This is a genomic window from Streptomyces xanthophaeus (assembly GCF_000725805.1).
GTDB classification, from domain to species: Bacteria; Actinomycetota; Actinomycetes; order Streptomycetales; family Streptomycetaceae; genus Streptomyces; species Streptomyces xanthophaeus.
Genome location: NZ_JOFT01000011.1, coordinates 274532 through 287431, shown reverse-complemented (window position 1 = coordinate 287431; position 12900 = coordinate 274532). Strand labels below are relative to the sequence as shown.

Annotated in this window: 13 protein-coding genes; 6 read left to right on the top strand and 7 right to left on the bottom strand. The window is 73.8% G+C overall.

Going from position 1 to position 12900, the window contains the following annotated elements; genetic code table 11:
* The first annotated feature begins 45 nt into the window (after positions 1 to 45).
* Positions 46 to 1053, top strand: a complete 1008-nt coding sequence (locus IO30_RS0104860; protein ID WP_078903741.1) for a BtrH N-terminal domain-containing protein — start codon at positions 46 to 48, stop codon at positions 1051 to 1053.
* A gap of 35 nt (positions 1054 to 1088) precedes the next feature.
* Here the strand turns inward: IO30_RS0104860 and IO30_RS0104855 are convergent, their stop codons facing one another.
* The gene (locus IO30_RS0104855; RefSeq protein ID WP_031139596.1) at positions 1089 to 1412 is read right to left on the bottom strand and encodes a helix-turn-helix transcriptional regulator; all 324 of its coding nucleotides are present in this window, start codon (positions 1410 to 1412) and stop codon (positions 1089 to 1091) included.
* Positions 1413 to 1532: 120 nt separating this feature from the next.
* Here IO30_RS0104855 and IO30_RS0104850 point away from each other — a divergent pair, with 120 nt between their 5' ends.
* Positions 1533 to 1886: an STAS domain-containing protein gene (locus IO30_RS0104850; protein WP_051858944.1), complete on the top strand. Its 354-nt coding sequence runs from the start codon at positions 1533 to 1535 to the stop codon at positions 1884 to 1886.
* 19 nt (positions 1887 to 1905) lie between these two features.
* Here IO30_RS0104850 and IO30_RS47825 read toward each other — a convergent pair whose 3' ends face one another.
* The gene (locus IO30_RS47825; protein ID WP_308443081.1) at positions 1906 to 2295 is read right to left on the bottom strand and encodes an alpha/beta hydrolase; all 390 of its coding nucleotides are present in this window, start codon (positions 2293 to 2295) and stop codon (positions 1906 to 1908) included.
* 299 nt (positions 2296 to 2594) lie between these two features.
* The gene (locus IO30_RS0104840; protein WP_051901879.1) at positions 2595 to 4187 is read right to left on the bottom strand and encodes a DUF6056 family protein; all 1593 of its coding nucleotides are present in this window, start codon (positions 4185 to 4187) and stop codon (positions 2595 to 2597) included.
* A gap of 274 nt (positions 4188 to 4461) precedes the next feature.
* On the opposite strand from IO30_RS0104840, the gene IO30_RS44335 reads away from it, so the two are divergent.
* Complete coding sequence (locus IO30_RS44335; RefSeq protein WP_051901876.1) at positions 4462 to 5937, top strand: glycoside hydrolase family 15 protein; 1476 nt, start codon at positions 4462 to 4464, stop codon at positions 5935 to 5937.
* 8 nt (positions 5938 to 5945) lie between these two features.
* Here the strand turns inward: IO30_RS44335 and IO30_RS0104830 are convergent, their stop codons facing one another.
* The 3 genes from IO30_RS0104830 to IO30_RS0104820 form a co-directional block, all read right to left on the bottom strand.
* Positions 5946 to 8081, bottom strand: a complete 2136-nt coding sequence (locus tag IO30_RS0104830; protein ID WP_063768409.1) for a PIG-L family deacetylase — start codon at positions 8079 to 8081, stop codon at positions 5946 to 5948.
* 452 nt (positions 8082 to 8533) lie between these two features.
* On the bottom strand, positions 8534 to 9460 hold the full coding sequence (locus tag IO30_RS0104825; RefSeq protein ID WP_031139586.1) for an SDR family oxidoreductase: 927 nt from the start codon (positions 9458 to 9460) through the stop codon (positions 8534 to 8536).
* A 94-nt stretch (positions 9461 to 9554) separates the two neighbouring features.
* On the bottom strand, positions 9555 to 9746 hold the full coding sequence (locus IO30_RS0104820) for a hypothetical protein (RefSeq protein ID WP_031139584.1): 192 nt from the start codon (positions 9744 to 9746) through the stop codon (positions 9555 to 9557).
* A gap of 114 nt (positions 9747 to 9860) precedes the next feature.
* Between IO30_RS0104820 and IO30_RS0104815 the strand changes: the two genes are divergently transcribed.
* Positions 9861 to 10895 (top strand): helix-turn-helix transcriptional regulator, encoded by a 1035-nt coding sequence (locus tag IO30_RS0104815; RefSeq protein ID WP_031139582.1) that lies wholly within the window; start codon positions 9861 to 9863, stop codon positions 10893 to 10895.
* Here IO30_RS0104815 and IO30_RS0104810 read toward each other — a convergent pair.
* Positions 10886 to 11845, bottom strand: coding sequence for an SDR family oxidoreductase (locus IO30_RS0104810; RefSeq protein WP_031139580.1), 960 nt, complete (start codon positions 11843 to 11845; stop codon positions 10886 to 10888). The genes IO30_RS0104815 and IO30_RS0104810 overlap by 10 nt on opposite strands.
* Before the next feature lie 300 nt (positions 11846 to 12145).
* Between IO30_RS0104810 and IO30_RS0104805 the strand changes: the two genes are divergently transcribed.
* Together IO30_RS0104805 and IO30_RS45210 are read left to right on the top strand one after the other, a co-directional pair.
* Complete coding sequence (locus IO30_RS0104805; RefSeq protein WP_031139578.1) at positions 12146 to 12517, top strand: peptidase inhibitor family I36 protein; 372 nt, start codon at positions 12146 to 12148, stop codon at positions 12515 to 12517.
* 156 nt (positions 12518 to 12673) lie between these two features.
* Positions 12674 to 12826 carry a hypothetical protein gene (locus IO30_RS45210; RefSeq protein WP_157853089.1) on the top strand — a complete coding sequence of 51 codons (153 nt, stop codon included), beginning with the start codon at positions 12674 to 12676 and terminating at the stop codon, positions 12824 to 12826.
* The last annotated feature ends 74 nt before the right edge of the window (positions 12827 to 12900 follow it).

Sequence of the window (12900 nt, the reverse complement as noted above, 5' to 3'; positions counted from 1 at the left end):
GACAGGCTGTGCGGGGGCTGCGGATTCCGCGGATAGGGTGACCGCATGACTGTGCTCGTGTACGAAGACTTCGGGACCGGACGCCACCGCGAGGCCTCCCTCATCCGGCATGCCCTGGGCAGCGTCCACGAGGAGGAGCTCGTCGCCGGCCTGGCCGGGGGCATCGGCTTCATGTACTTCGTCTTCGAGTACGCGGGCCGCCTGCCCATCGCCACGATCGTGGCCCAGTCCCACCCCGAACCCTGGGTGCAGGTCGCACTCGGCCGCCTGGGGATCCCGTACGACGCCACGCGCGCCATGAAGCCCCGCTGGGGCCGGGTCCGGGCCGCGCTCGACGAGGGACAGCCCGCCTTCTGCGTGGTCGACCGCTCCTCCCTGCCCTGGCACGAGGCCGACCCGGACGCCGAGATGACCGGCGCGGACCCCTACACCGTGGTCATCGCCGGGTACGACGGCGACGACCTGCTGATCGAGGACGGGGCCCCGACCCCGTACCGGATCGACCGCGAGGAGTTCGGCGCTGCCTGGACCGCGCACCGCAAGGGCCGCCACCAGCTGATCGTGCCCACCGGGCCGTCGGAAACGGAGCAGCCGGACGTGGCAGGGGCGATCGCCTCCACCGTCACGCACCTCACCGGGCCGGTCCTGGGGAACCAGTTCGACGTGAACTTCGGCTTCACCGGGATGGAGAAGTTCGCCGCGCAGCTGCGCGACAGCACGACCAAGACGGGCTGGGAGCGCCGGTTCGGCAGCTCGCCCGAGGCCTTCGCGGCCGGCACCGGACGGCTGCACGCCTGCCTGGAGGAGGAGTGGACGGCCCCGGGCGCGACCCGGCCGCTGTACGCCGATTTCCTCGACCTCGTCGGCCGCCCGGAGGCCTCCGGACTCTTCCGGGAGTCCGCCCGGCACTGGTCGGCCCTGGCCGCCCTCGCCCGGGACAGTGCCCCGGAGGCCGGTCCCGAGGAGCGGCGCGAGCTCTTCGACGCCTGCGCGGAGCACGTGGACCGCAGCCTGGACCTGGAACAGCAGGCGGTCCGAGCCCTGCAGAAGTAGCACGCCTGCGGGGCCGGCCCCCTCATTGTCGTGCTCTACGCCGTCTCTCGCCGCTGCTCGGGGTGGTCCGTGAACAGGGCGAGGAGGCCGGCGACGTCCCGGCCCGCTCCGGTGGGGTGGCGGAACTTCGCGGCGGGGCTGATCAGGTAGTGGTTGCGGCGCCCTTCGCGTACCCGGCTGAGGTATCCGCCCTCCTCCAGGTCCGCGACGATCGACTGGACCGTGCGCTCGGTCAGTACGCAGGTGGCCGCGACGTCCCGCAGGCGCGCCCCGGGGTCCTGGGACAGGGCCAGGAGGACCCGTGCGTGGCTGGTCAGGAACGCCCAGGGGGCTCTGGGCGGCGCCGTCGGATCTCCCATCCACCCAGCATGCCCCTGTTTGACATATACGTCCTGGTTTCATGTGATTCTTGACGTACGTCAGGCCGGTGCCGACGATGCTGGTAGGAAGGGAAGCCCTGGAGGATCGGGGAGGCAGACATGACCCGGACGATGGACCGTGACCGCCTTGATTCCGCCGCCGAGGCCGATGGCCTGCAGGTCTGCGTGACGCCCGGGCCGGGCGGCACGGTTCAGGTCGCCGTCAGCGGGGAGATCGACCTCCACAACGCCGCAGCCCTCCGGCGGGCGCTGCTGATCGCCCTCACCTCCTACCGGGGCCCGGTCACCGTCGACCTGCGCGCGGTCACCTTCTGCGACTGCGCCGGGCTCAACGCCCTCCTGGCCGCCCGCGCAGACGCCGCCCGTGCACACCGCCCCCTGCGCGTCACCGCCGCCAGCGGCCCCGTGGACCGGCTCCTCCGGGTCAGCGGAACCCGCTCCTTCCTCGTCTGACGACGCGAACTGGGGCGGCCTAGCGCACAGCCCGCAGCCAGTCCTCGTAGCGGGTGGCGGCCAGGCGTGCTCCGGGCCCGGCGACGAGTACGCCGTCGTCGGTGGCCGCGAACATGCCCGCCTGCTCGTCGGTGACGACGGTGCGGCCGTCCTGCCGGGCCGACAGGGTGAGGAGGCCGAGCTCGTCCAGCGGGAACGGGTGCTCGGGCGCCAGGCGGTAGCCCACCGAGACCACCACCGCCCCGGACAGGTCCGCGATCCGGGCGGCCCACGGGTGTTCGGTGTCCAGGTCACCGAAGACCCCGCCGCCGCCGTGCAGCCACACGACGGCGCCCCGGGCCCGGTGGGGCCGGTAGACCCGCACGGCCACGTCCGGATCGGCGGACACCGTCCGGCCCTCGACCTCCATGTCCGAGGTGTCCGGGGGCGGGCGCCGCAGCGGCGCGTACGGCGAACTCCTTGCGGGCGGTGACCGGATCGTTCATGTCGATCTGCCGGAGGAACGGGAGGAACGCTTCGAGTTCGGGATCCATGGCGACCATCCTCACGGCCCCCACCTGGAGGGTCACCCGCCATCCGTCGCCCATCCCGCCCCGATCCCGCACCGATCGGCGCGGCGGCGGGCGGGCCTGCGTACCGTGGGCGGCAGGGGGCGACTGCAAGGGCACCGGGCAACAGCCTCTCCGAGCAGCCCGTCCGCGCAGCCGCTCAGAGGCGGTGGATCCGGTCGACCCCGTACCACTTCGACACGCAGGCGGCGACCCAGTCCCGGCCGTAGTCCCCGGTGAAGAAGGGCTCGGCGAGACTGCCGATGTACAGGGGCCGGTAGCCCACGTCCGTGGCGCCCCGCGCCGCCTCGGCCCCGATCCGGGCGTTCTGGGCGTCCCAGGCCACGGAACGCGCGACCGTGGTGGTCGTCAGCCGCTGGACCTCCGGGACGAGCGCGGCCACCGAGGCGAGCGCCAGCGCGCCCGCCGCCACGGTGGCCGCCACCAAGGACGCGGCGGCGTTGCGGTGGCCCGGCAGCAGCCGCCCGCCCCACGCCCCCAGCAGTGCGCCGTAGCCGCAGAGCGCCAGCTCCATGGGGACGAGGAAGCTCGTCCAGGTACGGGCGTACGTCCACCCGCTCGGCCCGTATCCGCTGCGCAGGCCCACCACCACGGCGAAGGAGCCCAGCACCACCACGGGCACCGGGAGCAGCAGCACGGAGACCAGCATCCTGCGCGGGACCACGCGCCGCAGCCCCTGCTCCCGCCCCTGCTCCGCTCCCTGCCCGCGCCCCTGTTCCCGCTCGCGCTTGCCGTGCGCGGACGCAGGCCCGCGCAGGCGGCTCGCCAGGCCCAGCAGCACACCCGCCGCGGCGGCTCCGAGATAGGCCCACTGGCCGGTGACGGAACCCCACATCTGCAGCCAGTCCCCGACGGTGCCCCGGAGTTCGCCCATGGACAGCAAGGACTCCTTGTCCGGCTGCTGGGCCCTGCGCCACCGGGCGCCGGGGGAGGTGTAGAGCGCGACCAGACCGCAGACGAGGCCCGCGCACCAGAGCAGGCACCAGGTGAACGGATGCCAGTTCCGGGCCAGGCCGAAGCGGGGCAGGCAGAGCAGCCCGACCGCGCCGGCGAGCAGCCCTGCGACGAGCGCGAACGGCTCGCTCAGGGTGCCGAGCGCGAAGCCGATGAGGAACGCCGCGGCGCATCCGGCCCTGCGGACGGCGGCCCGGGGATGGTGCACGGTCCTGATGGCCAGCAGCAGTGCCCACAGGCCGATGACGCTCGGCAGGGTGTGGGAGATCGTGGCCGGGGCCCACAGCAGTACCTGGTAGCTGCGGGTGCCCCCGAAGTAGAGCAGTGCCTGGACGACCAGCGCGCAGGCGGTCAGGACCAGCACCCGGGGCCGGCCGCCGAGGAACCGCACGAAGTGACGCCCCAGCAGGACCAGTCCGACCGTGAAGGAGGCGGCGATGAGCGCCGGCAGCACCTTGGTGCCGGTCAGCCCGTCGCCGTAGACGACGCCGCTCAGGAAGGCGTTCGCGATCCTGCCGTTCTGGGTCATGTAGAAGTCCGACGTGATCCCCAGGACCCCCAGATCGCGGGCCTTCCACGCGGCGCACCAGTCGTCGGACGTGGGCCGCACGTAGAGGCCGAGGAAGCAGCCGACGGCGACCAGGGCCCCGGCCGCCGCGACGAGCGTCGCCCCGGTCGCGGGGAGGAGGCCGCGCAGGACGGGGCGGCGGCCGCCTTCGTGGCCCACCGCGGAGGCAGGGGTCCGGACGTCCTCGCCCTCGACCGCAGCAGTGCTCATCCACCACCCCTTCGCCGTGGGGCCCGGCCACCGGGGCGGCCGTGGCGCCCGTCGGCTGCGGTGACCGCAGGGCCCGCGAGCACCCATGATGTGCACGCTTCGCCGCACCCGGCATCCCGGGTGGACCAGGCCGCGTACGCAGCCTCGGGGCCCCTCGGCCGTCCTGCTCACCCGCGCGGCCGGTGTTCCGTGGCGGCCTCCGACCGGCTCTCCCAGGATGGGGACTCCGGGCCCGTACGGACGCGGCCCGGCGACAACGGCGGAGGGAGCGAAGATGCCCGGTGCGCTGCTCGGCTGCTGGGTGGTCGTCACCGCGCTCATGGCGGGCGGCGCCGCTCCCATGGGCGCAGAGCGCCACGACCCGGGGCGGCCCGCGGGCGCGGCGCGGTCGGTGTTCGTCCGGCCCGTGGGCCATCAGGGCCAGGGCGTGGCCGAGCGCAGTTACGCGCCGCTGGGCCTGCTCGTCGCGCCCGCCGTCGGCCTCCTGTCCAACACGACCGCTGCCGAAGGCGTTCCGCCGACCGTCGCCAGGGGCGCGCGGTACGTCGAGGGGAGCAGCGTCCTGCGGCTGGCTTCCGGCCGGCTCATGTACCTCCCGGCCGGCCGGACGACGTCGGCCGTGGTCGCCCCGCACGATCCGCGGGCGTGGCAGCAGATCGTGCAGAGCCGGGCCTGGCTGGCCTCCGGCCGCGTCCCGGGCAGGTCGCCCGCGCAGCGCGCGGCCGCCGAGCGGGCCCTGCTGTCCATGCGCGCGCTGCTCCGGCCGAACGGAGCCTTGGCGGCGGGATGGAGCCCCGGCTGGATGTACTCCTGGCCGCGCGATTCCAGCTTCGCCTCCGCCGCGTTCGCGCACACCGGCCATGACGCCGAGGCCTACCGGATCCTGCGCTACAGCGCCGCGACCCAGCGCAAGGACGGCACCTGGCACGCGCGGACGAAACTCGACGGATCCGGCCCGCCCGACGGCCGGCGCTGGCAGCTCGACGCCAACGGCTGGGTCCCCTGGGCCACCTGGCAGTGGTACCGGACGGCACCTGCGGCCACCCGCAGCGCCCGGCTGGCCCCCCTCTACCCGATGATCCGCAAGGCGGCCGACCATGCGGCCGGGGCCCTGCGCAGGGACGGGCTGCCCCCGGCCTCCCCCGACTACTGGGAGCTCATGACGACCACGACGAACATCGGCACGGCCGCGCCCCTGCTCGCCGGGCTCAACGCCGCCGCGGACCTCGCCCGGGAGACGGACCGGCCGGACGACGCCGCGCGCTGGACCAGGGCCGCCCGGCGGCTCTCCGCCGGGATCTCCGCGCAGTTCGCCCGCCTCGGATACCAGCGCACCCTCGACGGGCGGCACGGCCACGACAGCGCGGTGGCCTTCATGGCGCCCCCCTTCAACGAGGCCCCCGCCGGTCTGCCCGCCGCACTGGACACCACGTACCGGGCGCTCCTCCTGCCCAACGGGGGGCTGACCCCCGGGAACGACCCCATGGCTCCCTGGGGCGGGAACGCCTGGACGCCCAGTACGGCCTTCTTCGCGCTCGCCTGGGCCGCCACGGGGCGGACCGCGAAGGCGGGACCGGTCCTGGACTGGGTGCTCTCCAAACGGAACCCGCTCGGCGAGCTGCCGGAGAAGGTGGACAAGGAGGGCAGGCCCGCCTCGGTCGCCCCCCTTGCATGGACCGGCTCCATCACCGTCCTGGCCCTCGTGGCGCTGGACGGCACGGCGCTCCCCACCCCGCCCCTACGGCCGTAGGGCGCCGTTCAGCGCTGGCCCCCGGAGCCCGTGCGAGCGGCCTGCGCGACCGTCGACGGCAGCACCGCCCGGTGCCACGGAGAGGAGGGCGGCAGACTGCCGAGCGGCTCGGACCCTGCTGCGGGCGCCGTCGTGATGTGCAGGGCGGCGTCCAGACCGAGGGCTGCGGCGACGGCCGTGCCGTCCGGCTCGGCCACGGCGGCCGGTGCGCCCGTGTAGTGCATCTGGGACTCGTACCAGGACGAGGTGCCGTCCGGGCCCGACACGCCGACCGTGCCCGCGCCCGCGCGGCCCGTGAGCAGGCCGCCCGCGACGCCGACGGCGCCGTAGCCGCCCGTGCCGCCCGCCTCGGTGACCGCGGAGAACGTGGGCGCCGGCCCGCCCGCGCCGACCAGGACCGTCCCGACGGTGCCCGTGCCGGGGCGGCGGAAGTACAGGCGGACGCCGTCGCCCTGCGGGCTCGCCGAGAGCGGACCGGTGGTCGCCGGCAGCCCGGTCGGGACGGGACCGCCGAACGGGGCGTCCGGCGTGGGCTGGACCCAGGCCAGCACGGACCGGTCCGTGGCCGCGTACACGTGGCGCCGCCCCGTAGCGTCCGTCGCGGTGACCGGCTGGCCCTGCAGGCCGGAGCCGCCGAGGGCCTGCCACGCGCCGAAGCCGGAGTCCGGGTCCGCCTGGGCGCGGGCGCGGAGGGTGCGCGCCGAGTCGCGGACGTACACGGTCATCCGGCCCGCGTCGTCCACGGCGACGGCCGGGGTGCTGATCGCCGAAGTGCCGGAGACGTCGCCGGTGTCCGGAGTGCCCAGCGACTGCCACGGGCCGAAGGCGCCGTCGGGTGCGGCCTGGACGGCGTACACGAGGTCGCGCCCGTACGCCTGGGGGGTGGTGCCGAGGGTGGTGCGGGTGCCGAAGACCGCGATCCTGCCGTCGGGGAGCCGGACCGCCGTCGCCCCCGCGTCGATCCCGGAGCCGGGAAGGAACAGGGGCCCCTGCCAAGGGGCTTGGGGGCTGGTGCGCGACCAGTGCGCCATCCGGCCGTCCAGGGCGGCGAAGGCCCACAGCCGGCCGGAGACGCCCTCGGTCATCCAGGAGGTGCCGTCATTCCGGCTGTAGCGGATCGTCTGGTTCCATCCGGCGCCGGTGGGCCGGGTCGCGGTCTTGCGGTCGCCGCAGCCGGCCGGGCTCCCGCACCAGTCCTGGTGGTCCGTCCAGGCGTAGGTCTTGAGGTAGCCGAGCTTCTCCTCGGCCGTCTGCGGGTCGAGCGTCGGAGGCAGGGAGCTGTTGGGGTAGCTCACGTAGTTCTGGACCGAGAAATGCGGCCGGTCCGTGGAGCGCGCATAGCGTTCGGCCGCGGCCTGCGCGAAGCGGGCGCCGTACATGTGGTCCTGGTGGTCGAGGAACGCCCCGCCGCCCTGCGCCCGGCCGGGCGTCGGGTCCTGGGTCCGTATCGTCGTCGGCCGGTACATCGCGAAGACGTCCGCTATGGCCTCGACCGCCTGCTCCTTGGTGTACGAGAACCAGGGCGCGACCGGCGTCCCGGACGTCAGCTGGGCACCCAGGGCGGGCACCTTGCCGTCCCACAGGCCGCGGAGGCTGTCCGGATTGTCGCCGGAGATGCTGCGGGCCTCGCGCAGCTGCATCCACACCAGGTTGACCTCGGGCCGCGCGACGAGGACGTCCACCTCGGCGTTCCCCCCGCCGGCGGTGGGGACGGATGTGCGCTGCCAGGCGCTGGTGCGGTCGCCCGTGGCCATCTGGGCGTAGGCGGCCCGTATGCCGTTCTGCCGGGCCTCCGCGTAGGCGGCGTGGTCGGCGGGACGTGCGGGGTCCTGCAGGTGCGGGCTGTGGGCCTCGTTCCTGCCGTCGGACTCGCCGGAGGTCAGGTAGACGGTGGCGACCTTGACGCCGGTCGATATGGAGCGGCTCAGGTCGGGGTTCATGAAGAAGAGGTCGTCGTCGGGATGTGCGACGACCTGGAGGACCGTGCCGCCGGTCACACTCGGACGCAGCGTCGCCGCGGACGCCGCCGACGCAGGTGGGTGCTGCGCGTTCCCGTGGCCGTACGCCAAGGTCGTCACCCCGGCGGCGCCGACGGTGAGCGTGGTGAGCAGGGCCGCGAGGCGGGGGCGGCTGACCAGGGACATCGAGAACGCCTTGGGGGATCGGTCCGGTGCGGGATTCCGCTGGGGGAGGGGGTGAGCCGGTGCCCCGATGACTCCACCGCTTCAGGCGACGACCGGGCCCGATTATGACCCGCGTGCTGGTGGCTGACACAGCATCAAGAGGCTTATGGAATTAAACCCAGTCGTATGTGACGTATGGCGGAATTAGTCCGTTTTGGCCGTGCTTGGGTGGTGCGCGCGACGCGGTGGTGCAGGGGTGTTCCTCCGGCCCGCGCGCGGTGGACTCCGGTGCAGGGGGCGCCGATCCCGCCCCTGACGGTCCGCAGGACCGCAGGCGGGGTGGTGTTGCCGGCCGGGGTCTGTGGGTTCGGTCACAGTGACGGGCTGTTGATGCTCCGAGACACGCCCGCAACGCTCCGGCGGACCGCCCGTCGGTCCCGCCCGACGGGGTCAGGCCGTGTGGCGTACGACACTCACCGTGTGCTCCAGCCGTCTGGCCGGGTGCCGTCGACGTCGGTGCACCCGTAGGCCCGGGCCAGCGCCGCGGAGGTGACCGACTGCTGGTTCCACCGGGCGCGGCCCGGGTCGGCGGCCAGGGCCGCGACGCCCCGGCCCACGTAGCGCGGAGACTCGGACCGCGCGAAGCCCTCCGGGGCGGTGGGGAGGCCGCCGCTCCTGTCCGGGAGGAGCGCGTCGCGCCAGTTGTCCTCCGTGACGCCGAAGTTGTCGAGCATCATCTCGGAGCGGAGCCAGCCGGGGCTGACGGCGACGGCGGTGGCCCCGTACGGCTCCAGCTCGTGCCCCTGTGAGAAGGCCAGGCGGTTCACTGCGGCTTTGGCCAGGTCGTAGAAGACCGAGATCCGGTACCGGTCCGCGTTGATCGCGGTCGTGCCGTCGGTCACTTCGACGAGCAGGCCCCCGGGTTCGGCGATCAGCAGGGGCAGCAGGTGGTGCGAGGTGATCAGGTGCGTGTCGACGGCGAGCCGCAGGATCCGCAGGCCGTCGTCGAGGTCGTGCTCCCACAGCGGCGTGTTCCACTGCGCGGGGCCGCCCTTGAGGAGTTCGGCCCCCCAGATGTCGTTGACCAGCACATCGATGCGGCCGTGGTCGCGGCGCAGGCGCCCGGCCAGCGCCTGTACCTGCCCGGGATCGAGGTGGTCGACCTGGACCGCGATCCCCGTCCCGCCGAGCCGGGTGACGAGCTCCGCCGTCTCCTCGACGGTCTCCGGCCGGTCGTAGTCGGAGCCCGACCTGCCCTGCATGCTGCTCCGGCCCGTGCAGATCACCGTCGCACCGGCTTCCCCCAGCGCGGCGGCGAACCCGCGCCCCGCACCGCGCGTGGCTCCCGCCACGACGGCGACGCGACCGCGCAATGCCTCGGGATCCGGGGACCACATCATGCGGCGACTATCCCAGGAAGCGGTGCGCCCCGGTGGAACCGGCTCGCGGGTCCCGCACCGCCCGCCCCTGATCTCCGTCGGCGACGGGGCCGGGTCAGGTGAGGCGGGAGGCGATGCGGCACCGCATGTCGTCCGCGACCCGGCGGAGGTCCTCGTGCTGCCCGTCGTCGTCGAGCAGGGTGAGGAGCACCATCAGGGCGCGCGCCTCGTCGGCACTGATCAGCTTCAGGCGCGGTTCGCTCACGCCGTCGAGGAGTACGTCCAGCAGGTCCAGGGTCTCGTCCATGACGGGAACAACGCCGGGTGCCCGTGCGGGGTCACGACGACCCCGCGGCGCCCGGCGGCGCCGGAACGGAGCGGGCGGGGCCGCATACGGGCCCCGGTCCGCGATCCTTGGACCATGCGCGCCGCCCGCCTCATCCGTATGGCCCTCCTCGTCCAGTCGAGCCCCGGCCTGACCGCCGCCGCGCTCGCCCGCGAGCTGGAGGTCTCCGAGCGCACCGTGATCCGCGACGCCCAGGCACTGCAGGAGGCGGGCGTTCCCGTCCGGTCCGAGCGCGGCCGCACGGGCGGCTACCACCTGGCACCGGGCTACCGGACCCGGCTCACCACCCTCCGTCCCACCGAGGCGGAGACGCTGTACCTCTCCGGACTGCCCGCGGCCCTGCGCGACCTCGGGCTGTCGGACGCGGCGGACACGGCGCGGCTGAAGCTGGCGGCCACCCTGCTGCCGTCCCTGCGCGAGGCGGCCGAGTCCTCTGCGCGCCGCTTCCACCTCGACGCACCGGCCTGGTTCCGCGAGCCGTCGGCCCCGGAGCTGCTGCCGGATCTGGCCCGGGCCGTGTGGTCCGACCGCACCGTCGAGCTGGCCTACGCCCGGCCGGGCCGCGACGGGGAGCCGCCCCGTACGGTGACCCGCCTGCTGGAGCCGCACGGGCTCGTCCTCAAGGCGGGGGTCTGGTACGTGGTGGGCCGCATCCCGGGAGGGCCGGACGGCGGCGACGGAGCCTGGCGCACCTACCGCGTCGACCGCGTCACGGCCCTCGCACCCGCCCCCGGCGCCGACGGCCCCTTCGTCCGCAGCCCGTCCTTCGACCTGGCCGCGCACTGGGAGGCGCACGCCGCCGGATTCGCGCGGGCACTGCTGCGCTCGACCGTCACCGTACGCCTGACCGAGCGGGGCCTGCGCCGCCTGCCCGCCGAGACGGACCCCGCCGGTGTCGCCGAGGCCCTCGCCTCCGCTTCCGCACCCGACTCCGCCGGGCGGGTCACCGTCGAACTGCCGGTGGAGTCGCAGGACGTCGCCTTCGCACAGCTGACCGGGCTGGGCACGGATGCGGAGGTACTGGCCCCGGAGGGCCTGCGCGCCCGCTTCCGCGACCACGCGCAGGCCCTCGCCGCCCTGTACGGCGACGATCCGCAGGATCAGCGGTAGTCGTCGGGCGAGGCCGCCTTCCCGCCGTGCACCACGTCCTCGAAGTACGCCCAGGCGTCCGGCCGGCTGCCGTCCACGTCCCGCACGTCATAGATCCGGGCCAGCTCCGCACTGGAGGTGGACCTGCCGTTCCAGCGGGCGGCCCGGTCCGGGTCGGCGGCCAGCGCGGCGACGGCGCGGCCCAGGTAGTGCGGGGACTCGGCGACGGCGAATCCGGGCTCCTGGGCGACGGCGTCGCGCCAGTTCTCCTCGGTCACGCCGAAGTGGGTGAGCATCTGCTCCGACCGCAGGAAGCCCGGGGTGACGGCGACCGCCGTGCCCCCGTACTCCGCCAGTTCCTCGCCCAGTCCGAAGGCGATCCGGATCGGGGCGTTCTTGGCGAGGTCGTAGTAGAGGTTCTCGCGGTAGCGGCGGTTGGAGACCGCCGTGCCGTCGGTGACCTCCACGTGCAGCGGCGCGTCCGAGCGGACCAGGAGCGGGAGGGCGAGCGCCGCCGTGATCACGTGCGAGCGCACCCCGAGTTCGAGGATGCGCAGGCCGTCCGCGAGCGGTGTCTCCCAGCTCTTCTTGCCGAAGACGGAGTTCGAGAGCAGGTGCTCGCCGCCCCAGAGGTCGTTGACGAGGATGTCGAGGCGGCCCTGTTCGCGGTCGATGCGTGCGACGAGGGCGCGCACCCGGTCCTCGTCGAGGTGGTCGGTGGGAACCGCGATGCCGGTCCCGCCGGCTGCCGTGACCAGCTCCGCGGTCTCCTCGATGGTCTCCGTGGTCCGGCCGACCTCACTGGCGCTCTCGCGGGTGGTGCGGCCGGTGACGTAGACGGTGGCGCCGGCGCGGCCGAGTTCGACGGCGAGGGCGCGTCCGGCGCCGCGGGTCGCCCCGGCGACGAGCGCGATCCGGCCGGTGAGGGCGGGGTGCGGGCCGGGCTGCTGGGTCTGCGTGTTCTTCTCCATGTCTCCACGGTGCACGCCAAAGGTGACAGATCACGTCACCTTTTACGGGATGTTCCCCCGAGGCCGGGGTCGAGGGCGACCCCGGCGGGGGCGGTTCATCTGCGGGGCATCGGAGATGGCGAGTAAAGGGGGTCCCGCTGACGGGAAAAGGTCTCGCGTGGAACCGAATTCGCCCTACATGCTTAATGAGGTCCAGAACGGGACGATGAGCTGAGTTCCGTCCGTCCTGCGTACCGCCGTTCGTCCCGTCGTCACCGGGGCCGTGCCCCGGCCGTACATCGGAAAGGGACTGTAACTGCCATGCGTCGCATTACTTCATTGGCTGCTGCCGGATTCTCTCTCGCCGTCGTCCTCGGGTCCGCACCGCTCGCATCGGCGGCTGAGAGCGCACCTGCCGCCTACACCTGCAACTCCGGGAACTTCTGTATCTACAGTGGGTGGAACGGCGGCGGTGAGCGCTGTGAGTTCCCCGATGCCCAGCGGGCGAACACCGCCGACAACTGCGGCTTCATCCAGAACGGACGCAATGTTCTATCCGTGTGGAACGGAAAGAACAATCGCGTGCAGTACTACACGCAGACCAACTACAATTCGCGCGTAGGTTCGACGCCGGGCGGCCAGGGCGGCAACCTGATGGGGAATTACCAGATCAGGTCCTTCAAGAAGCAGTGACGATCTCCGCGATGTCGTTCTCCTCCACCGGCCTGTGGTCCGGCGGAGGAGAACGCATTTCCCGTACCTATGGGATGCGGCCGATGGAGCCGGCCGGCCGGAGCGCCGAAGTGCGATGCGGCGTACGGCTCACGTGAACGCACGTACACTCGGCCCATGAACCGCACACGCATCACGGGGGAGTGCCTGCCGCAGGCCGCTCCCGCCCTGCGTGCGGTCCCCGCGGGCCGCAGGGGCATCAGCCCCCGCACCGCCGCCGACGGCCAGGCCCCCACGGTCGGCCGCGGCGCCCTGCACGGCCACGGCTAGCGCTTCCCCCCAGCGCCCGGGCCCGGTCCCTCCCGCACCACTTCCCGCGTCGGCCCCTGCTACGGCATCCCGGC